We start from the raw sequence: 20,068 nt of genomic DNA, 5'->3' as shown, positions 1-20,068 counted from the left end.
CGGCACAGGATGCAGCTGGGGTTTACCAGAGCCCGAACAGGTATCCTCGCTTGTGGGCAGAGCCCGTGCTGGCCGCAACCTGGCTGTTGCTGATGGTAATGCGCATCTTGCGTTCACGGAACCAGCGATTCAGTGCCTCAGCCAGCTCCTCGCCGACCTCGGCGTATTCCGGATTGCTCGCAAGGTCGCGCAGTTCGCCAGGGTCAGCCACCAGATCAAATAACTGCGGGCTGAAATGTTCGTAGTACACATATTTCCAGCGGCCGTCGGTCACCATGAAGGCTCTGGCCTCGTCTGCTGCCAACCCCAGCTCTGTACGTGCCGGGCGCCATGCATAATCGGCTTCACTAAAGGCATGGCTACGCCACTGGGCAGCGGACTCGCCCCGGATCAGCGCCAACAGCGAGCGGCCTTCCAGCACATGCTCGAAGTTCCCACCCCCGGCAGACTCGACAAAGGTCGGCACCAGGTCAATTGCTTCTACCAGCCTGTCTGAGCGAACACCGCGGGTTGCATCAGCCTCTGGCCGCGGATCGACCAGAATCATCGGGATCCGCGCACTGGCATCGTGGAAAAGCTCCTTCTCGCCAAGCCAGTGATCACCCAGGTAATCACCGTGGTCGGATGTCAGCACGATCAGTGTATTGTCGAGCTCTCCTTGCTGCTCCAGGAACGCCACCAGTCTGCCAACATGTTCATCCAGCTGGGTAATGAGCCCCATGTAGGTCGGGATCACCCGTTCCCGGACTTCATCCTGGGCAAAGGCGGTGGATTCGGGATGCCCCATAAAGGCGCCCACCACCGGATGCGGCTGCGCTCGTTCCTGTTCGCTGCGCACCACCGGCAGGATATCGTCCTTGCCATACATCTGGTGGTAAGGGGCGGGCGCCATGTAGGGCCAGTGCGGCTTGATGTAGCTCAGATGCAGGCACCAGGGGCTGCCCTTGGATTGCTCGATAAACTCCATGGCGCGCCGGGTACTGTAGGCGGTTTCCGAATCTTCCTCCCGTACCCGGGCAGCAAGGTGGCTGTTGCGCATGTACCAGCCGCTGACGACTTCGCCATCCGCTCCCAGGGCCGAGTTGGCATAATCATGCCAGGGGTTCTTGCCCTCGTAGCCCTTGCTACGCAGGTAATCGTTGTACTTCAGATCCGGATTGACCGACTGGTCCGGGTGCAGACCATCATCCCGCTCAAAGGGTTCGAAGCCACATTCACTGACCAGAACACCGCGGGAAGATTGCACATCAATACCCAGGCGTTGCATGCCCTCGTCGTCGCGTCGCATATGGGTTTTACCCACCAGCGCCACGCGGTAACCTTCGGGCCTCAGGTAGTCACCCAGGGTTTTCTCGCCGATGCGCAACGGTACGTTGTTGTAGCTGGCACCGTGGCTTGAGGCGTAGCGACCGGTATAAAAGGACATGCGTGAGGGCCCGCACACTGGGGCCTGGCAATAGGCGCGGGTAAAATTCACTCCCCGTGCGGCCAGCGCATCGATATTGGGCGTCTTGATCGTTGGATGACCGTTGCAGCCCAGATAATCTGCCCGCAACTGGTCAGCCATGATAAACAAAATATTGGGTTTCTTAACCATATCAACCTTCCAGACAACGCTGTGCGACACCGGGGCAGGTACAGGCACCGGTCTAAGTGTCGGTCTACTTTCCATTGACAGAGGTGATGAAACAATCCAGCCTTTCACCAGGTGAAATACTGGAGACCTGGAATGACGAAACAGATACGCGCACTGGCCCGGGGACTGACCGTACTCAATGCTATCAACGCAGCGCCAGGCCCCGTCAGCCTCGGTGACTTGCATCAGGCGACGGGCATTGACCGGGCCACACTGCTGCGCATTTTGGCCACACTCGACCAGGAAGGCTGGATCTTCAGGGGCATGGGCGATCGCCTTTACCGCCTGGCATACAAACTGCATGAGCTCGCAGAGCAAGTGCATATCCACGATGCCATCGCCCAGGTTGCGGCGCCCGTACTGGAGCAACTGCAACAACGACTGCACTGGCCCTGCGATATATCCGTGTTTGATGGCGAAGGCATGGCAATCATCGAAACCTCGCGCTCGCGCAGTCCCTTTGTATTGAACCGGGAAGTGATCGGCTACAAGCCCAGCATGCTCAAGTCCGCCATCGGGCGCACCTATCTCGCCTACTGTGATCCCCGCCGACGGGAATCTATCCTCAGGCGTATTCGTGAACAGGGTGGCGAAGAAGGACGATTGGCGGCGGACAGCAGCTACATCGAACGCATCCTGCAGGAAGTGCGTGAGCGCGGTTATGGCATACGCGATCCCAGCGTCATGAGTTTGCCCGCCGACACCCTGGAAGAGTTCAGCGCCATAGCGCTGCCGATTATTGTGCGGGACGACATTCAGGCCTGCCTTTCCTTTGTCTGGATGAAATCGGCCGCTGCCCTGGACAGTGAAGACAACTTCTACCGGCAACTCAAACCCGGTGCTGACAAGCTGGCAGAGCTGTTTGAACAGAACGGTCTGTACTGAAACGAGCGGCGCACACAGACATTTTCACCTGGTGAAAACCTGTCTGTAAAAGTTTACCTCAAGCCCCTAGAGTGAAGCCGTATATCACTCAAGCTCGTCTGTAGCCTAAAGGTTGCCTAATGATAACGATAAATCCAGACACGACTTTACTGCGTTGGGCCCGGTTGCTGCGCCATGGCCTGTTCCTGCTGCTGGCGACCATCCTGATCGTCGGCACTTTCTATACTGCCCGCTTCGGTATCTACGACGACACCCTGGTGAGGGTCGGTGGTCTTGCGCTGGGTATTCTGCTCCTGCTGAGCCGCCCGGGACCTGCAACGACACCCATCAAGCTGATCGTGGATATTGCGCTCTGTGCCCTGCTGCTGGCCGCCCTCGCACGCTACGCGCTCATCGCCCAATCCCTGGAAACCGGCCTCTATTTTCTCGAGCCGATCGACGTCTGGCTCGGCATCGGCGCCCTGGTCGTGGTGCTGGAAATGGCACGCCGCAAGGTCGGCCTGCCGCTGGTGCTGGTCTGCGCCATCGCGATGGGTTACGGCCTCTACGGTGAGCAACTCGGCGGCATTCTCAGCCATACCGGCGTTAGCTGGCCGGACATGACATTCACCCTCTGGTACAGTTTCGACGGCGTTTTCGGCCGTCCCCTGGCCGTGGTCGTCAGCACCATCATTATATTCATCATCTTTGGCGCCCTGTTGGAAGTGCTCGGCGCTGGCGACGTCCTGCTGAAACTGGCCATGCGCAGCCTGGGCTGGCTGCGCGGCGGCTCGGCCCATGCCGCAGTCCTGGCGAGTGCGCTTTTTGGCTCCGTCTCCGGTTCTGCCGTTGCCAACGTGGTGGGCACCGGTGTGGTAACCATTCCGATGATCAAGCGCAGCGGCTTTTCGGCCCGCTTTGCCGGTGCAGTGGAAACGGCGGCGTCCAGCGGCGGGCAGATTATGCCCCCCATCATGGGCGCTGTGGCCTTTATCATGTCCGACCTGACCGGCATCCCGTACCTGCAGATATGCCTGGCCGCCCTGATCCCGGCAGCTCTCTACTACGGCAGCCTCTTCGCCTGCATTTCCGCCGAAGCACGCCGTGCCGGCATCGAGCGCCCGGATCGCGACTCTCTGCCGCGCATGACTCGCCACGACTGGCTGATGCTGTCCATCTTCGCTGTACCACTGGTCACCATTGTCGCCATGCTCATGGACGGTAAATCACCGGCCCTGGCCGGATTCTGGGCCACCGTTATCGCCCTGGTTCTGGGCCTTGGCATCAACCCCAAGGTTCGCTCACTGACAACCCTGCGCAACGCGGTAGCCAGTGCCGCATCCGCCAGCGCAACCATCCTGGTCGCGGTCGGAGCCGTGGGCATCATTGTCGGCGTTATGAACCTCACCGGCCTGGGCCTGCGCTTCGCCGCCCTGGCTCAGACCCTGTCCGACGGCTCCCTGCTCATGTCTTTGCTGTTAATGGCACTCGCCTGCCTGGTCATGGGCATGGGCATGCCGACCGTCCCGGCGTACCTGATCATCATTCTGGTGATGGGGCCTGCAGTCGAAGCGCTTGGCGTGCCCACAGTGGCGGCGCACCTGTTCGTGGTGTACTTCGCGGTCATGTCCGCCATAACGCCCCCGGTAGCCCTGGCAGCCTTTGCTGCGGCCTCAATCGCCAAGGCCAACCCAATGGGTATCAGCCTGACAGCGGTGCGCCTGGCACTGATCGGCTTTCTGGTGCCCTTTGCCTTCGCCTTTAACCCGTCACTGCTGCTGATCGCCGATTTTTCGGTTACCGAGTTCTGCTGGATCATGCTGCGCCTGGGTTTTGCAATCTGGATGCTGGCGGCCATGGCCGGGCGCAGCACTCTCTGGACACTGTTCAGTATTGCCACTGCCGTTTGCCTGATCATGCCCATGCTGAGCCTGCAGATAACGGCCCTGCTACTGAGCCTGGGAATTGAAGTGTTCTACCGTATTCGATGCACGGCGAATAACCGTTCATTGGTACAGCCCGATAAAATCTGAAGCGACTTAACGAACCTGGAAAAGGCGGTCCCAAGTGCGCCCGCCATTTTCAAAATATTACCGCAACCAAGCAACATCACGATAAAAAGAAGGTACACAATATGCTTAATACGCTATATCAGAAAACTCTTGGCCTGGCGGCAACCGCCGCGGTATCACTGGCTGTCGCCATGCCTTCCCAGGCCACGGAAAATTTGCGGATGTCGACCCTGGGGCCCGGCACTTCCCCCTATGTGGTGATGAACACCTTTGCCAATATCATCAATGAGAAACTGCCGGAATACAGTATTCAGGTGAATGCCACCGGCGCGGCAACTCGCCATGCGGTAGAAACCGCCATGGACAAATCGCAGTTCTTCATGTCTTCCCCCAACCTGCATCATTTGATGAAGACCGAAACAGGCCCATTCGCCAAGGCCAAGGGGGTCGGTAAACAGTCAGAAAAACTGCGGGCGATCTTCAACTTCCCGATGGGCTACTACCATATAGCGACCTTCGCCGACTCAGGCATAGAGGAGTTCAAGGACCTGAAAGACAAGCGTGTGTTCCTCGGCCCTCCCGGGGGCGTGGCCTACCAGACGTCACGCATGATCATTGAGGCCATGACGGGATTCAAGCCTGACGAAGACTACAAGGTCGTCAGCCTGGGCTGGGATGCCGCCGCCCAAAGCTTCCAGGACGGCCATATTGATGTCTACTTTAACCCCACCCTGCCGCCGAGCCCGGCCATAAGCCAGGTCGTGATGACAAACAGCATCAGGTTGCTGGGGCTTCCCCAGGACACCAGCAATATCAGCGGGTTGCAGACACTGATCCAGCGTCCCGGGTACCGGCTGGGCAAAATCCCCGCTGGCGTTTATGGCGAAAATCAGGTCACTGCCGGGGATATCAGTACCGTGAGCGTCACCGTCGGTATCGTCACCAATCAGGAGGTATCGGAAGATACCATTTATAAAATGACAAAAACCTTCTGGGAGAATATCGGCCAGCGTGCTGAGCAGACCAAATTACTGGGCAATATTACCCTGGACAATGCCCTTGTAGATCTCAACCTGCCACTGCACCCCGGGGCCGCACGCTACTACCGTGAAGTCGGTATTGAAATTGCTGACGAACTGACCGCACGCTAAGGTACCGTGGCACTGGCACCGCGCTCAAGCATGACGGCGCGGCGGTACTGCAGGGTTTCAATGCCCTCTTTGTCGCCCAGCTGTTCAACATCGACATCACCAGCTCGCTGGTGATTACGGTCTTCACCACCGGCTTGCTGGTGAGCTTTTCCACCGCCGGTGTACCGGGCGCAGGTCTGGTGGCGATGACCACAGTACTGGGCGCTGCCGGCCTGCCCCTGGAAGGCGTTGCGGTAGTGGCCGGGGTCGACCGTTTCACCGATGGCCTGCGTACCGCCCTTAACGTGATGGGCAACTGTGCCAACGCCGCCTTGCTTGAGCGCCTTGATGGCCGCCGCACGCTCACACTGTCACCCGATGAGATCGGCGATAGCCCAACGGCTCAGGCACGGCGCTAAGCCCGGAGGTTAAACGAGCCCCTGTTCGATCATTGCATCGGCCAAGCGTACAAAGCCGCTGATATTGGCGCCCAGCACCAGGTTGCCCGGCTGGCCATAGGCCTGCGCCGTATCCCGCGTGCGCTGGTAAATACCGGCCATGATCTGCTGCAGGCGCCGATCGACTTCCTCGAATGTCCAGCTCTGCATGCTCGCGTTCTGGGCCATTTCCAGCTGACTGGTGGCGACACCACCGGCGTTGGCGGCCTTGCCGGGACCAAAGCTGACGTTGGCGGCCAGGAAAACATCCACCGCCTCCTGAGTGCTGGGCATGTTGGCGCCTTCCGACACCGCCAGACAACCATTGGCGACCAGGGCCTCGGCATCGGCCAGGGTCAGTTCGTTCTGGGTGGCGCAGGGAAAGGCAACCTGGCCTGAAATTCGCCAAACAGCATGACCATCCGCCGGATAATCACTGAGCGGAATAAACTCGGCTTGCGGATGCTCCTGAAGGTACTCAGCCAGGCCTGCCTTGCGGCCTTCCTTGAGCCTTTTCAGGCAATCCAGGTCGATGCCCTGGGGATGGTGCAGCGTGCCGGTGGAGTCGGAACAGGTAACGGGCAACGCACCCAGCTGGTAGAGCTTTTCGATGGTATAGATGGCGACGTTGCCGGCACCGGAAACCAGGCAGGTCTTGCCGATCAGATCCTGCTCCCGGTCCTGCAGCATGTGCTGTGCAAAGTAAACGCAGCCATAGCCGGTCGCTTCCTTGCGCACCAGGGAGCCGCCCCAGAGCAGACTCTTGCCGGTCAATACACCTTCATAGCGGCCGGTCAGGCGCTTGTACTGGCCAAACATGTAACCAATTTCCCGCGCGCCAACACCGATATCGCCGGCCGGCACATCGGTGTTAGGCCCCAGGTGCCGGTACAGCTCGTTCATGAACGACTGGCAGAACCGCATGATCTCCGCATCCGAACGCCCCTTGGGATTGAAGTTCGCCCCGCCCTTGCCCCCGCCAATCGGCAGCCCGGTCAGAGCGTTCTTGAAGATCTGTTCGAAGCCCAGAAACTTGATGATGCCGGCATTAACACTGGGATGGAAACGCAGGCCGCCCTTGTAAGGCCCCAGCGCTGAGTTGAACTCAATACGATAGCCCTTGTTAACCTGCACCATGCCCTGATCGTCCATCCAGGGCACACGGAACATGATCTGCCGCTCAGGCTCGACCAGTCGCTCGATAATGGCGTGGCTGCGATACCGCTTTTCGGTTTCCAGAACCGGCTGCAGTGAGTCCAGCACTTCTTCCACGGCCTGATAAAACTCAGCCTGGGCAGGGCTACTTTTCTGCAGCTTTTCAATAGTGTCGTGAACGTGAGTCATGCGGCGCCTACGCTGAAAATTTAGGAGCAAGAGACTATCACAGCAACACTTTTGGTAACAATTGTGACACGTTCTTACTGCCCAACAGTCATGCCAAGCGTCGATGCCTCTGAAGTTGCACAGGACTGTCCCATTGCCGGGGTGACGGGGTGACGGGGTGACGGGGTGATTTGTGATTTGTGATTTGTGATTTGTGATTTGTGATTTGTGATTTGTGATTCATGATTCGTGATTCGTGATTCGTGATCAGGCACTGAGTGCCAACACTGCGGTTGAATGCGATACAAAAACGGGCGCTCCCTTCAAGGAGCGCCCGTCTTTTTTGGCTCGGAATCAGACTGTTTTAAGCAGCTGAACCGACATCTGTAGCTCATCTTTGCTGAAGGCGGTGATGAATGCCTGGAAATGCGCCGAAGCACCGTGGGACTGCAGCGCCGCAGCGTCGCGCCAGCCTTCAAGCACCACTAAGTCACCGCCCGTGTTGGGCTTTTGCATCCGGTGACGCATGCAGGGTCACAACCATCTGAATGGGGAATGTCATTGGCCTTCTCCTTAATACTTGATGGCGATCTTGCCGATGGTCTTGCCGCTTTCGCTGCGACGGTGTGCCTCCTTGAGGGTCTCGACACTGAAGCCTTCTAGGGTTGCACCCAGAGTGGTGCGAATACGCCCGGCATCCACCAGCGCGGCCAGCTGGGTCAGAATATCCTGCTGACGGGCTATATCCTGGGTACCAAACATGGAACGGGTAAACATCAGCTCCCAAATGAAACCTGCGGACTTGCCCTGCAGTGCAGACAGATCCACGCCGCCTTCGCACTCGACGATGGACGAGATCAGCCCCTTGCAAGTCGACAGACTTCTGCCTGATCAGGCCCAGGTCACCATCTGATCCAGCGCGCGACGAGTCTTGGGATGCGCCGGTGCATCAGCACGGTAGCCAAAGGCCAGCATCACCGCCGGCTGATAGATGGCCGGATCTATATCAAAATGCTCCGCCAGCACGGCGCTGGTCTTGTCCATTTCAAAGCCTTCAATCGGGCAGGAATCGATGCCCATCAGCGCAGCCGTGGTCATCATATTGGCCAAGGGGATATAGGCCTGACGGGCCGACCAGTCGGTAATCTGGCGATCGCCTTCGATATGGAAATCCTGCTGCTGGAATTTCTGGTAGGCGCCATTGATAAACCCGATCACATCATCCGGCAGCTGCTTCACGTCTTTCATGTGCTTTTGCAGGTAGTCGGAGTGGTGCGTCATGGTGGCGCCGGTATGGGCGAGCAGAATGGCAAAATGACTGGCGGTACCCAACTGGCCGGCGGAACCGTTGAAGGCACCGTTGGCACCCCAGGCAAAGTCGCGGAACAGTTCGCGCTTGGCCGGATTCTGCACAATCAGCAGATGCCAGGGCTCCATGCCAAAGGAGCTCGGCGACAGGCGGGCAGACTGGAGAATGGTTTCAAATTCGCTGTCATCAATCTTGCGATCGGCGTCAAACACCTTGGTGGCATGCCGGAAGTTAAACGCCTGAACGATCAGGTCCTGGATATCGGATGTGGCGGTTTGCTGAGTCATGGTGAGTGCTCCGTAGTTGATGAGCACAGAATATCCACCCAAAGGACACAGCACTATCGAGCAAAACCCGAAAACATTATCCTGCCAGACGGAATAATAGCCCCTGGCTATCGCCCAAAGATCGGGATAATCCTGCGGTTATTGGACTAGAGCATTTTCACGAAACACTTATCTGTCGATCGAGGTTTTTTGAGTGTTTCCATACTTCGAGGTCGCCGGATATGGGGCGAGGTAAGATGAAAGTGCTCGAAACATCAGAGTGGCTCTTGTTCCCCCTTATGAAGCCGGCGAGCACTGAGGTCATTCGGCGATCAGGCCCGAAGGGGCGCAACAGGGACTGATGCGCCTGCGATGAGGTACATGGATGTACCGTCAGCGCAGCCCGCCGAATGATCTCAGAGCGCAGCGAATAGGCTTCATCGGGGCGTGCTTTCTTTGGTTACTTTCTTTGCACGAGCAATGAAAGTAACGCGCCAGCAAGGCGCAACATGAGCCATCAAACCGCTCCGATACCCTAGCCTGCACAGGCTCCAACACAGCCCCCCCTAATCTCGTCTTAACCATCGCAATGGGTCGATGTAAGATGAAAATGCTCTAGTCCGCGCGGCGGATGGCACCGCTCTCATCGAGCAGACTGGCGTACCGACTCGCATTGGTTTCGACAATCCGCGCCTGCATGAAATCCAGAAACGCCTTCACCCGCGCCGCCATAATGCGACCGGGCGGGCGCACGGCCCAGATTTTCGCCTCGGGCCAGACACGGTACTCCGGCAGCACCGGCACCAGACGGCCCGCTGCAATATCGGGCCCTGCATACCACAAGGACGCCAGGCCAATACCCATCCCCGCCAGCACCCATTCACCCAGCGCCTCCCCCAGGTTGACCGACACAGGCCCCGACACTTTGACCTCGTGCAGGGTTCCATCCGCTGCAATCAGCTTCCAGGCACGGGTATCCCCCAGGGGCAGACAGGCATGCTCGGCCAGGTCCTGGGGTACTTTGGGGTGCCCACGTCGGGCGAGATAGTCCGGCGATGCCACCAGTGCCAGCGGGTTGTCATCGATCTTGCGCGCCAGCAGGCTGGACGGCGCCAGGTCACCGATACGAAAGGCCAGATCGACCCCCATCTCAACGATATCCACCACCGTATCGGTGAGATGCAGATCCAGCGTCACACCGGGGTACAGGCGCAGGAATTCCGGCACGAATGGCACTATATGGGAGCGCCCAAAAGAGGCTGAAGCCGTTACCCGCAGTGACCCCGAGATCCGTTGGGTGGTTTGCGACAGTAGGTTACGGGCGGCCTCAACCTCATCGAGAATGCGTTTGGCATGCTCCAGCAAGAGCTCGCCATCCGGCGTCAGGGACACCGCCCGCGTCGTGCGGTTGAGCAGCTTGACCCCGAGCTCCTCTTCCAGCGCTTTGAGTCGCTGCGTCGTGTTGGTCGCGGACAGATTGAACTCGGCCCCTGCCCGGCCAATGACTCCGAGTGAGGCTACGCGAACAAACAGCTCCAGGTTCTTCAAATCAAAAGACAAATGTTCACTCCAGTGTCACGCCTTGGTCTGGTACAAGCTTCACATCCGTCAGACTCCGGCTGAGCTTTCCCTGGCCTTGCTGCCGGATTCTCCGCCGTTGCCTTTGGCACCGTTCGTACCCGAGGGCACCGGGCGCATATCAAGATAATCCCGTTTCACAAGGCTGGGGAACCAGTACACCCAGAGCGCCACCACACCCAGAGTACCCACACCGCCGACAATGATCGCCGGCACTACTCCCAGCCAGGCCGCCATAACGCCGGACTCGAACTCGCCCAGCTGGTTGGAGGTGCTGATGAAAATCGAATTGACGGCGCTGACACGGCCACGCATTTCATCCGGAGTTTCGAGCTGCACCAGTGTCGAGCGGATCACCACGCTCACCATATCGGCGGCGCCCATAATCAGCAGCGACAGGATCGACAGCCACAGCATTTCCGACAGGCCAAATACGATGGTCATGCAGCCGAATATCGCCACGGCAATAAACATCTTCACGCCCACGGTACGTTTCACCGGGCGCCAGGCCAGGTAAACCGACATCAGCACAGCGCCCACGGCCGGCGCACTGCGCAACAGCCCCAGACCCCAGGGCCCGGTTTCCAGGATGTCACGGGCGACGATCGGCATCAGCGCTGTGGCGCTCCCCACCAGCACGGCCAGCATATCCAGCGATATAGACCCGAAGATCACCGGATTATTCCAGGTAAAGCGCAGCCCGCCCAGCATGGAGTCTAGGGTCACCGGCTGCTTCTTGCGCGCTTCATGGCGATAGCGCAGATTCGCCAGAATAACCGCCGAGAGCAGGCACAGCAGCGTACTGGAGCCGTAGAGCGCGCCGGCACCGAAGATATAAATCACACCGCCGAGCGCAGGCCCGACGATGGTGGTGGCCTCACGCCCCGAGGCCGTCCAGGTCAGTGCTGGCGCCAGCAGATCCGCGCCGACGATATTGGGCACCATGGCCTGGGTCGCCGGCATCTCGAACGCCCTCGCCGTGCCCATCACCACGCAGCAGCCGTAGATAATCGCCGGGCTGATAATGCCCAGCACACTGGTCACAGCCAGCACCGCGATACTCAGGGTCAGTACCAGCCGACACTGCATCATGATCCTGTGGCGGTCGTTGTTATCGGCCACGTGACCGGCATAAAGCGTCAGCACCAGCTGGGGCAGATAACGCGCCAGGCCCACCAGCCCGAGACTCAGGGCGCTGTCGGTGAGGTTGTAGATCTGCCAGCCGAGCCCCACCATCAGCATCTGGAACGCCAGCGACGACGCCATCTGACCGATCCAGAAACGCATAAAGGTACGGTGTTTGAAAAGCGAATTGGACGTCATTTAAATCCCTGCAAACAGACCGAAAACAGCGCGGCGCCACACCCGCGCTGGGTATGGTACTGAATAACCGCAGCCAGTCACATCCATACCCGCAGATAGCCTGCCCAGGCAACACAACCAAAACTGCGATGGCCGCTACAAACCGCTGATGTTTAGGAAGTGAAACCTGACTATCAGGGCGTGCGAGACCGGCCTATGCTCATGGCATAAAGACCGCTGAGAATGACCACCGATGCCCCCAGCAGGGAGCGCAGCAGTTGCAGCCGCGGATGCGCCGAGCGCGCCGCCTTCATGAGCCCGCCGTTATAGTGCGCATAAATCAGGGCGAAGACTGTAAATGCCCAGTAGCGCACCAGCAACAGCTGGGATACCGCCATGTCCTGTATCAGCATTTTGACAATGGCATCCTGGCCGGCAAACACCAGCATCGCCAGCAAACACAGCAGTATGCCCCTGCGGCTGGTATCGCTCGCCACCTGCGCTAATTCACTCACTGTCCATTTCCCTGTGTAATTGATCAGTGCAAGGCTTTAACCTCTGCGGGTTAAGCTCCGCACAGCAATATTCAGTAGAGGAAAACCCAGCAGACGCCACTGTACAGGTCTATTCCCGCCAGCGGCGCTTGAACTTAAGGCCGGTATCAGAAATCACTCATCGGGATCAGGCCAGTGCGGATTCCAGGCGACCTCCCACAGATGAGCATCGGGGTCCTGAAAATAACCGGCGTAGCCACCCCAGAAGGTGTCCTCTGCCGGTTTCAATATACGGGCGCCGGCCGTTGCAGCCTGTGCCATCACCTGATCGACCTCCGCCTTTGAACCTACATTGTGCGCAAGACTGAATTCCGGCGCGCCACGCGAGAGTGCAGTCGCCCTGTCACCCGCTGTCAGACCGGCATCCCGCGCCAGGTTTTTGCGCGGGAAAAGCCCCAGCTTGAGCCCGGTTTGCAGATCGAAAAAGGCCACGGCGCCGGCCTCAAACTCGGCGCCGACAATACCTTCGGTGGCCAGCCCCAAACCATCACGGTAAAAGGCCACGGCTTCTTCCAGGTCATCGACACCCAGGGTTATCAGGCTAATGCGTGGTTTCATCCAGACGCTCCATAGCATTGGTATTCAGCAACAGGAATACCCCATCTTAACGGGCCAGCCAGGCTTCCGCCGCGGCCACTTCATCGTAATCAAAGGCCTTGATCTCAAGCCCGGGAAACAGATGGCCTTCAAACTCGCTCATGCGCTGAATCCACTTTTTGTCCGACAGCACCGCCGCACGGTCGAACCGGTGAATCAGCCCAAACAGCGACGGCAGGCGCGACAGCTCAACGCCTATGGCACCGAGCGTCGGAAAATCAAAATCACTGATTCGGTACAGCATGCGGCCATGCTTGATATCTTTGGTTTTGCTGACCAAGTCATCCAGCGCCACCCGCATCTCTTCACTGTTCAGCTTACCGGCAAGCTCGATATCAATACGATCCGGTGCGGTTACATCAATCCTGAACATGATTGCGTCCCTCCTGAAGTGCCGGCAGCGACGCTGCCTGACTGCAGTATAGAGGGTCAGGCTCTTTGCAACCGGCGGCATAGAGCACCCAAACAGGCTCCGAATAACGCCCGTACCCTGCGGCCAGGCAAATGACAGCCGCCCATCAGGGCTGCTGTACCAGCAGCGACTCATCAGGCGCCATCTCTTCTCGCCACCAGACATGGATATGCTCGCTCGCATGGCGCAGGTCTCCAAGCGTACGGTCTATAACCATTTTGGGAGCACGGAAGCGCTCATCATGCACCTGATTAGCGAGATGTGGCGCCAGGCGACGCTTCCGATAGGACTTTCCTACGACACACACAGACCCCTGTCCGAGCAGCTGTGTGCCGTTATCGAAGCAGAGATTGCGATGATCGGCGCAACCGAGTCCATCGAGCTGAATCGTGTGGTTTTTGGCCACTTTTTCTACCAACCGGACCTGTTGCAACGCGAAGTGCAGAAATTCTCCGCCCACGAAACAGCCGCAAAACGCTGGATTCGTGCCGCCCACGCGGATAAGCGCCTGAAGGATCTGGATATCGAGGTCGCCAGCGCACAGATCCATAGCCTGATAAAAGGCAGCTGCTTCTGGCCACAGTTAATGCAGATAACACCCCTGCTGGACGCCGAGCAACGCCACGACCTGGCCGAACGCACCGCCGCAATCTTCCTGAGTCATTACGCGGAATCGCAGTAGGTTGAGAATTGCCGGACAGCCTCCTAGCAGCCTGTCGGACTTGGCCGATCGTAGCGAGGGAAAGTCCGTTTTGAGGCAGTTTTTGAGCTCTTTTTAGGCAAATAGTGGTTCTATTTAACAAAAAAGAGCACGAAACATGACCAAAATCGGCTTTTCCGCAGTAGATCAGTGGTAAGCCCGACAGGCTGCTAGGCTATATCCCGCCTATGCATGCGGTAATTGATCAGCGTCTGGCCGCGACGACTGACGTTATTCTGTGCCTGCAGCTCAAAGCCGTGGGCTTCGAAAAATGCTCGGGCGGGTTTGCTCGCCTCGACATGCAGCTGCGTAATGCCAAAATTGCTGGTCTCCTGCATCAGGTGTTCTAGCAGTCGACCGGCAATACCCTGGCGTTGATACTCAGGATGCACATAAAGACAGTCGATATGCCCGTCTGGCTCCAGCTCGATAAAGCCGACAACCCGGCCAACGTAATCGGCCACCCAGGGCTGTCGCTGCTCAAGGCGCAGCTGCCAGGCGGCATAGTCCGGCGGTGTGGGCGCCCAGGCCTCCCGCTCTGCCGCGCTGTAGTCCCTGTCATCGAGTGCGTGTACCGCCGCGTGAAACAGATCGGCGATAGCGCGACAATCTGCCGCTCTATAGTTGCGAATAATCATGCCGTCTTGTTCTGCTCTTGGAGTAACAGGGTGTTCACAGTACGGGCCAGTGCCTCGCCGAGGCGGCGATGCTGATCTTCGTCCAGATGTACGCCATCCACGCGGCTGGTCGGCGTGACGGACCCCGCATCGAAAAACTGACAAGCACGCTCCCGGGCGAGCGCCTCAATCGCCGCCGTGAGACCAAGCGCCCGACTTTCGCAGCCCTCGAATTTTGGCGCTATAGCGCCTTTGGCCTTTTGCAGGGGTGGCGGTGCAACCATCAGAATCGGTGGCACCGGCATGCCGGGTTCAATGGGGGCGCCACGAATGGCACTGATGAGCGCACCCAGGCCCTGGGCCGAGTGCCAGGCGTTATACCCGTGCATGGACTGGAAATCGTTGGTGCCCAGTAGCAGGATGACCAGCGAGAGCGGCGAGTTCATTTCGATACAGCTATCAAGCCCCTGCAGACCGTTGCGCCCAGCCTTGAACGGGTCTTCCCATACGGTACGACGCCCGTTAAGACAGTTCTCGATCACCCGCACCGGCATCCCTGCGCTTGCCAGCGCCAGTTCCATGACGCCCGGCCAGCGCTGATCAAAGCGAAAGCGTTGCCGTGTATCGGGGATAATGCCCCAACTCAGGGAGTCGGCATAAACCAGAATTTGATGCACCCAAAGCCTCCTGCGAAATCAGCACAGTGTAGTCGACAGACACCTATTGCCCGGAATTCGAGTCCCCATATCAGCCCCCGAGCAGACAAGGCAGCGGAGGCATCAAGAGCCGGCTTAATATACCCGTATTTCCCGCCTGCACGGCACTAAAGCACCCACACACAGCCGTACTTTACGCCATAAAAATCAATACCGCCGGGGTCGCCCAGCCCTGTAGCAGCCCGCCGCTTCCGGGCCCGCGCTATCTGCAGCCTGCGATTTACCCCCGGGCCTGTCTCCTTTACACTGCTGCCATCGTTTATCTTGCAGGGAACGCAAATGCAGCGAAACATCAGCCCGATCTGTGCGCTCTTGTGCCTTCTGTATGCCGGCCACGGAACGGCCGCGACACAATCCGACGACCCTCTGCTCGATATCCCCATTCAGACCCAGAACACAAGCGAGCGCAGAGCGCGCGGCGTTCTGCGTGCCCGCGACCAGGCGGTACTGTCGAGTGAACTGGCCGGGCGCATCATCGAGATGCCCTACACCGATGGCCAGGCATTCAAAAAAGACGCCGTGCTGGTACGCTTCGATTGCAGCGCCTACCAGGCCCAGCTGAATGCCGCCCAGGCGGCGGTGCGGGCCGCGCGCGAAGAACTCAACCACAAGAAGCAGCTGGCGTCGTTTAACTCCGTCGGCCGCTTCGAAGTCGCACTGGCCGAAGCCCGCCAGGCCCAGGCCCAGGCCGAAGCCAGGGTCTATCAAGTGCAGGTGCGTCGCTGTACCGTCAGCGCTCCCTTTGATGGTCAGGTCGTGCAGCGCCAGGTACAACCGCACGAAAGTGTCTCCGGCGGTACGCCTCTGCTGGGCATCGTCGACAACCGCACCCTGGAAGTACAGCTGCTGGTGCCCTCGAACTGGCTGGGCTGGCTGCACCCGGGACAGCGATTTGAATTTGTGCCGGATGAAACGGGACAGCCCCTTGCGGTTGAGGTCAAACGCCTGGGCGCACGCATTGATGAGGGCAGTCAGACCCTGCTGCTGATCGGCACCCTGCCACCGGATGCTGCAGGCCTGCTGGCCGGCATGAGTGGCAGCGCGCGCTTTCTGGAAGCACCATGAGCGCCAGAGTACCGGACCCCACCGAACGCGTCTTCGCCCAGCTGCTGGCACTGCAAAGCCAGACCCGCGCCGCCGTGGATATCAACAGCTTGGCCTATAGCCTGGTCAACGATGCCCAGGCACTGTTCGGCTACCGTCATGCAGCCTTGCTGATCGCCGGACGCACCCAGGCGGTGACCGGCATCAGCCAGGTCGAGCCCCATGCGCCCTTCGTCGCCTTTGTCGAACGCGCCGCGCTTGAGCTGCAGGAACTAGGCATGGCGACCCAGGCGCAGCAGGTTGATACTGCAGCCCTGAGCGAACAGACCCGTGCCGACTGTCAGAGCCTGTCGGCCAGCGCGGTCTTCTGGCTACCCTTGCTCGATCGACAGCAAGTGCTCTTTGGCGGCCTCTGGATCGCCCGCGAGCAGCCCTGGAGCCATGCCGAACAGGCCATTCTGGCCCAACTGGGCGATTGCTACAGTCACGCCTGGCTCGCGCTGCAACCTCGCACGCCCTGGCGGTTGCGCTGGCCCAGACGCAAGATTCTGCTGCTTGCGCTGGCCGCCGCCCTGTTGCTGGCAGTGCCGGTGCGCCAGTCGGTGCTAGCGCCGGCCGAAGTGGTCCCCCTCAACGGTCGCGTCGTCACGGCACCGCTGGATGGCGTGATCGCCGAATTTCTGGTCAAACCCAATCAACCGGTCAAACGCGGCGAACTATTGCTGCGCTTTGATGCCACCTCGCTGCGCGCCCAGGCCGATGTCGCGGCGCGCAGCCTGGACGTGGCCGAGGCCGAGCTGAAAAGCAACGCCCAGCGCGCTTTCTCCGATACCGACGCCAAGGCGCGGCTCGACCTGCTGGCCGCCAGAGTGGAGCAAAAGCGCGCCGAACGGGACTATGCACAGGCGCTCCTCGCCCGCAGCGAAGTACGGTCCGAGCGCGACGGCATCGCGGTATTCGCCGATGCCGAACGCTGGAGCGGCAAGCCGGTGCAAACCGGCCAGCGCCTGATGGATATCGCCGACCCGGGCCAGGCAGAGCTGCGTATAGAGCTGGCCGTAGCCGATGCCATCGACCTGACACAGGGCGCCGAGGTCGCCCTGTTTCTGGACAGCGACCCACTGAATCGTCATGCGGCCAGGCTGCAGCGCCTGGCCTACGAGGCCCAGACCAGCGCGGCGGGCCAGCTGGCCTACCGGCTGGATGCAGGCTTTGTCGCCACCGCTCCGCGTATCGGACTGCGCGGCACGGCCAAACTCTTCGGTCAGCGCGTGCCCCTGGTACTCTATCTTCTGCGTCGCCCGCTGGCCGCGCTGCGTCAGGGGCTGGGACTGTAAATGATGCTACCGGCGCTGCGCCCTGACCTGCAACTGTCCCCCGCCGCCAACGCGCTCGACGGCTCGCCGCAATGGACCCTGGCCGACCCCTTGCGCGGGCGCTACTTCAAGCTCGGCGGCACGGCGCTAAGACTGCTGCGCCACTGGGCGCTGGGGGATCCGCAGCGCGTTCTCAAGGCCGCCAATGCACAGCCCGGCATAGCACTGGGCGAAACGGATCTGCAACAGCTGCTGCGCTTTCTGCGGGATCACGATCTGATTGCCGCACTCGATGCCGAACAGCGCGCCAGCTACGCCACCAAGGCCGCCGCACGGCAACAGAGTCTGTGGCAGCGACTATTGCACCAGTATCTGTTCTTTCGCATTCCACTGTGGCGCCCGGATGCCTTCCTCAACCGCACCTGGCCCTGGCTTGAACGCCAGGGCCCAGGGCTGCTGCGCATCGGCCTGCCGCTGGTCCTTGGCCTGGGGCTCTTTCTGGTAGCGCGGGACTGGCAACGATTTCTGGCCACCTTCCCGCACCTGTTCAGCCTCGGTGGCGCCCTGGCCTTTGGCCTGGCGCTGGTATTCGCCAAACTGTGCCACGAATTCGGCCACGCTTACATGGCCAAGCGCGCCGGCTGTCGGGTACAAAGCATGGGGCTGGCCTTTATGGTGCTGTTTCCGCTCTTCTATACCGATGTCAGTGATGCCTGGCGGGTAAATGACCGCCGCTCGCGCCTGCTGATCGGCGCCGGCGGCATGCTCGCCGAACTGCTGCTGGCGGCCATAGCCCTGCTGGCCTGGTCACTGCTGCCGGACGGCCCCGCCCGCACGGCCGCTTTCATGCTCGCCAGCGCCACCTGGCTGACCACCCTGGTGGTGAACCTCAATCCCTTCCTGCGCTTTGACGGCTACTACCTGCTCAGCGACCTGTGGCGGGTGGAAAACCTGCAGCAGCGGGCCTTTGCCCTGTGCCGCTGGCGCCTGCGCGAAGCCCTATTCGGCTACAAAGAGCCGATGCCGGAACCCTGGTCAGCCTCGCTCTACCGCCGACTGCTGACCTGGGGATACTGCGCCTGGCTCTGGCGGGCGGCACTGTTTTTTGCCATAGCATTGATCGTCTATCACCTGTTTTTCAAGCTGCTGGGCAGCGTCCTGATGCTGCTGGAACTGGCCTGGTTCATTGGCCTGCCTATCGGGCGGGAAATGGGCGAATGGTGGCAACGCCGCCGCCAGGCCCACCCCGGACGGCGGCTGTTCATCGCCGCCCTGCTGCTGACGGGTCTGGCCCTGCTGCTGGTGCCCTGGCGCAGTGCCGTTGAAGTCCCGGCCGTACTGGATGCCACGCGGGCCAGTGCCCTGCACCCACCTATGCCGGCACGTCTGAAGCAGCTTATGGTCAGCGATGGTCAACAAGTGCAGGCCGGCGACCTGCTGCTGGAACTCGAGTCGCCGGACCTCGATGCCCGCCAGGCCATAGTGCACAACCAGATACGCATCCTGCAGCTGCAACTGCGGCGCCAGTCCGGGCGCAGCGAAACCGCCGCTGACGCCGCCGTGCTCGAACAGCAGCTGGCCGAGTCACTGGCCGAATACCGCGGCCTGGCCGCACAACGCGAGCGGCTGCTGCTGCGTGCGCCCCACGCCGGCGTCATTCGGGACCTGCTGCGGGATCCAGCAGCAGGGCGCTGGCTGATGCCCGAACAGCCGCTGGCGCAGGTGGTAGAACAGCAGATACGTCTGCGCGGCTACCTGCCGGAAGAATCCCTGTGGCGCGTTGAAACCGGCGCCAGGGGGCGCTTCATCGCCGATGACCCGCTGCGCCCGGCACTGAAAGTGCGCCTGACATACATCAGTGCCACCGGCACAGCCTATCTGGATATAGAGTCACTGGCCTCGGATCACTCAGGCCCCATTGCCGTGCGCCGCGATGCCCAGCAACGCGCTCAGCCTTTGCAGGCACAGTATGGAGTGAGCCTGGCACTGGAAGATGAACAGGCACTGCCGGCGCAACCGCTGCGCGGCCTGGTGGTATTGCAGGGACGCCAGGAATCCATACTGGGCACTCTCTGGCGCCGCCTGGCAGCACTGGGCATACGGGAGAGCGGATTCTGAGCAAAACTGACACCCAAACGGCAAAGCTGGACACCAAGGTTCCCGCATTACCGGCCGATATCGACGGGCAATGTCTTGCTTGACAAGATGCCTCGATAGAGTAATCTGATCCCACGCTATATAGGTTGCAGCCGGAC

At 60.1% G+C, this 20,068-nt stretch carries 19 protein-coding genes and 1 pseudogene; 8 read left to right on the top strand and 12 right to left on the bottom strand.

Features of this window, described 5'->3' with window-relative positions; genetic code table 11:
* Positions 1-22: 22 nt before the first annotated feature.
* Positions 23-1,597, bottom strand: coding sequence for an alkaline phosphatase family protein (locus A8C75_RS09970; RefSeq protein ID WP_067381469.1), 1,575 nt, complete (start codon positions 1,595-1,597; stop codon positions 23-25).
* A gap of 132 nt (positions 1,598-1,729) precedes the next feature.
* On the opposite strand from A8C75_RS09970, the gene A8C75_RS09965 reads away from it, so the two are divergent.
* The 4 genes and pseudogenes from A8C75_RS09965 to A8C75_RS09950 all read left to right on the top strand — a co-directional run.
* Entirely contained in the window at positions 1,730-2,521 is a 792-nt protein-coding gene (locus tag A8C75_RS09965) for a helix-turn-helix domain-containing protein (RefSeq protein ID WP_067381466.1), read from the top strand.
* A 119-nt stretch (positions 2,522-2,640) separates the two neighbouring features.
* Positions 2,641-4,533: a TRAP transporter permease gene (locus A8C75_RS09960; RefSeq protein ID WP_084783942.1), complete on the top strand. Its 1,893-nt coding sequence runs from the start codon at positions 2,641-2,643 to the stop codon at positions 4,531-4,533.
* A 101-nt stretch (positions 4,534-4,634) separates the two neighbouring features.
* Positions 4,635-5,663, top strand: a complete 1,029-nt coding sequence (locus tag A8C75_RS09955; protein WP_067381460.1) for a TAXI family TRAP transporter solute-binding subunit — start codon at positions 4,635-4,637, stop codon at positions 5,661-5,663.
* A gap of 26 nt (positions 5,664-5,689) precedes the next feature.
* Positions 5,690-6,061, top strand: a pseudogene (locus A8C75_RS09950) (dicarboxylate/amino acid:cation symporter); the annotation flags it as partial.
* A 9-nt stretch (positions 6,062-6,070) separates the two neighbouring features.
* On the opposite strand, the gene gdhA reads toward A8C75_RS09950, so the two are convergent.
* The 9 genes from gdhA to A8C75_RS09910 all read right to left on the bottom strand — a co-directional run bounded on the left by gdhA (position 6,071) and on the right by A8C75_RS09910 (position 13,381).
* A complete protein-coding gene (gdhA, locus tag A8C75_RS09945; RefSeq protein ID WP_067381454.1) occupies positions 6,071-7,423 on the bottom strand; it encodes an NADP-specific glutamate dehydrogenase in 1,353 nt (450 codons plus the stop codon).
* A 333-nt stretch (positions 7,424-7,756) separates the two neighbouring features.
* Entirely contained in the window at positions 7,757-7,918 is a 162-nt protein-coding gene (locus A8C75_RS23015) for a putative quinol monooxygenase (protein ID WP_157890258.1), read from the bottom strand.
* 57 nt (positions 7,919-7,975) lie between these two features.
* Positions 7,976-8,230: a zinc-binding dehydrogenase gene (locus tag A8C75_RS09940; RefSeq protein WP_067381451.1), complete on the bottom strand. Its 255-nt coding sequence runs from the start codon at positions 8,228-8,230 to the stop codon at positions 7,976-7,978.
* Between the two features lie 63 nt (positions 8,231-8,293).
* On the bottom strand, positions 8,294-8,998 hold the full coding sequence (locus A8C75_RS09935) for an NAD(P)H-dependent oxidoreductase (protein WP_067381448.1): 705 nt from the start codon (positions 8,996-8,998) through the stop codon (positions 8,294-8,296).
* 594 nt (positions 8,999-9,592) lie between these two features.
* A complete protein-coding gene (locus tag A8C75_RS09930; RefSeq protein ID WP_067381445.1) occupies positions 9,593-10,537 on the bottom strand; it encodes a LysR family transcriptional regulator in 945 nt (314 codons plus the stop codon).
* Between the two features lie 48 nt (positions 10,538-10,585).
* On the bottom strand, positions 10,586-11,878 hold the full coding sequence (locus tag A8C75_RS09925) for an MFS transporter (protein ID WP_084783934.1): 1,293 nt from the start codon (positions 11,876-11,878) through the stop codon (positions 10,586-10,588).
* Positions 11,879-12,051: 173 nt separating this feature from the next.
* The gene (locus A8C75_RS09920; RefSeq protein ID WP_067381442.1) at positions 12,052-12,372 is read right to left on the bottom strand and encodes a hypothetical protein; all 321 of its coding nucleotides are present in this window, start codon (positions 12,370-12,372) and stop codon (positions 12,052-12,054) included.
* A 153-nt stretch (positions 12,373-12,525) separates the two neighbouring features.
* The gene (locus A8C75_RS09915; protein ID WP_067381438.1) at positions 12,526-12,969 is read right to left on the bottom strand and encodes a VOC family protein; all 444 of its coding nucleotides are present in this window, start codon (positions 12,967-12,969) and stop codon (positions 12,526-12,528) included.
* Positions 12,970-13,015: 46 nt separating this feature from the next.
* Complete coding sequence (locus tag A8C75_RS09910) at positions 13,016-13,381, bottom strand: SpoIIAA family protein (RefSeq protein ID WP_067290143.1); 366 nt, start codon at positions 13,379-13,381, stop codon at positions 13,016-13,018.
* A gap of 280 nt (positions 13,382-13,661) precedes the next feature.
* Between A8C75_RS09910 and A8C75_RS09905 the strand changes: the two genes are divergently transcribed.
* Positions 13,662-14,102: a TetR/AcrR family transcriptional regulator C-terminal domain-containing protein gene (locus A8C75_RS09905; RefSeq protein WP_335623200.1), complete on the top strand. Its 441-nt coding sequence runs from the start codon at positions 13,662-13,664 to the stop codon at positions 14,100-14,102.
* A gap of 188 nt (positions 14,103-14,290) precedes the next feature.
* Here A8C75_RS09905 and A8C75_RS09900 read toward each other — a convergent pair whose 3' ends face one another.
* Both A8C75_RS09900 and A8C75_RS09895 read right to left on the bottom strand, forming a co-directional pair.
* Entirely contained in the window at positions 14,291-14,758 is a 468-nt protein-coding gene (locus A8C75_RS09900) for a GNAT family N-acetyltransferase (RefSeq protein WP_067381432.1), read from the bottom strand.
* On the bottom strand, positions 14,755-15,414 hold the full coding sequence (locus A8C75_RS09895; RefSeq protein WP_067381429.1) for an SGNH/GDSL hydrolase family protein: 660 nt from the start codon (positions 15,412-15,414) through the stop codon (positions 14,755-14,757). The genes A8C75_RS09900 and A8C75_RS09895 overlap by 4 nt, the downstream gene beginning before the upstream one ends.
* Positions 15,415-15,732: 318 nt before the next feature.
* Between A8C75_RS09895 and A8C75_RS09890 the strand changes: the two genes are divergently transcribed.
* The 3 genes from A8C75_RS09890 to A8C75_RS09880 are packed head-to-tail and all read left to right on the top strand — an operon-like array spanning position 15,733 to position 19,931.
* Positions 15,733-16,518, top strand: coding sequence for an efflux RND transporter periplasmic adaptor subunit (locus tag A8C75_RS09890; protein WP_067381426.1), 786 nt, complete (start codon positions 15,733-15,735; stop codon positions 16,516-16,518).
* Positions 16,515-17,834, top strand: coding sequence for an efflux RND transporter periplasmic adaptor subunit (locus tag A8C75_RS09885; protein WP_067381423.1), 1,320 nt, complete (start codon positions 16,515-16,517; stop codon positions 17,832-17,834). The genes A8C75_RS09890 and A8C75_RS09885 overlap by 4 nt, the downstream gene beginning before the upstream one ends.
* Positions 17,835-19,931 (top strand): site-2 protease family protein, encoded by a 2,097-nt coding sequence (locus tag A8C75_RS09880; protein WP_193788193.1) that lies wholly within the window; start codon positions 17,835-17,837, stop codon positions 19,929-19,931.
* Positions 19,932-20,068 lie beyond the last annotated feature (137 nt).

Source organism: Marinobacterium aestuarii, assembly GCF_001651805.1.
GTDB classification, from domain to species: Bacteria; Pseudomonadota; Gammaproteobacteria; order Pseudomonadales; family Balneatricaceae; genus Marinobacterium_A; species Marinobacterium_A aestuarii.
The sequence above is the reverse complement of the archived record's forward strand: the minus strand, read 5'-3'. Positions and strand labels throughout refer to the sequence as shown.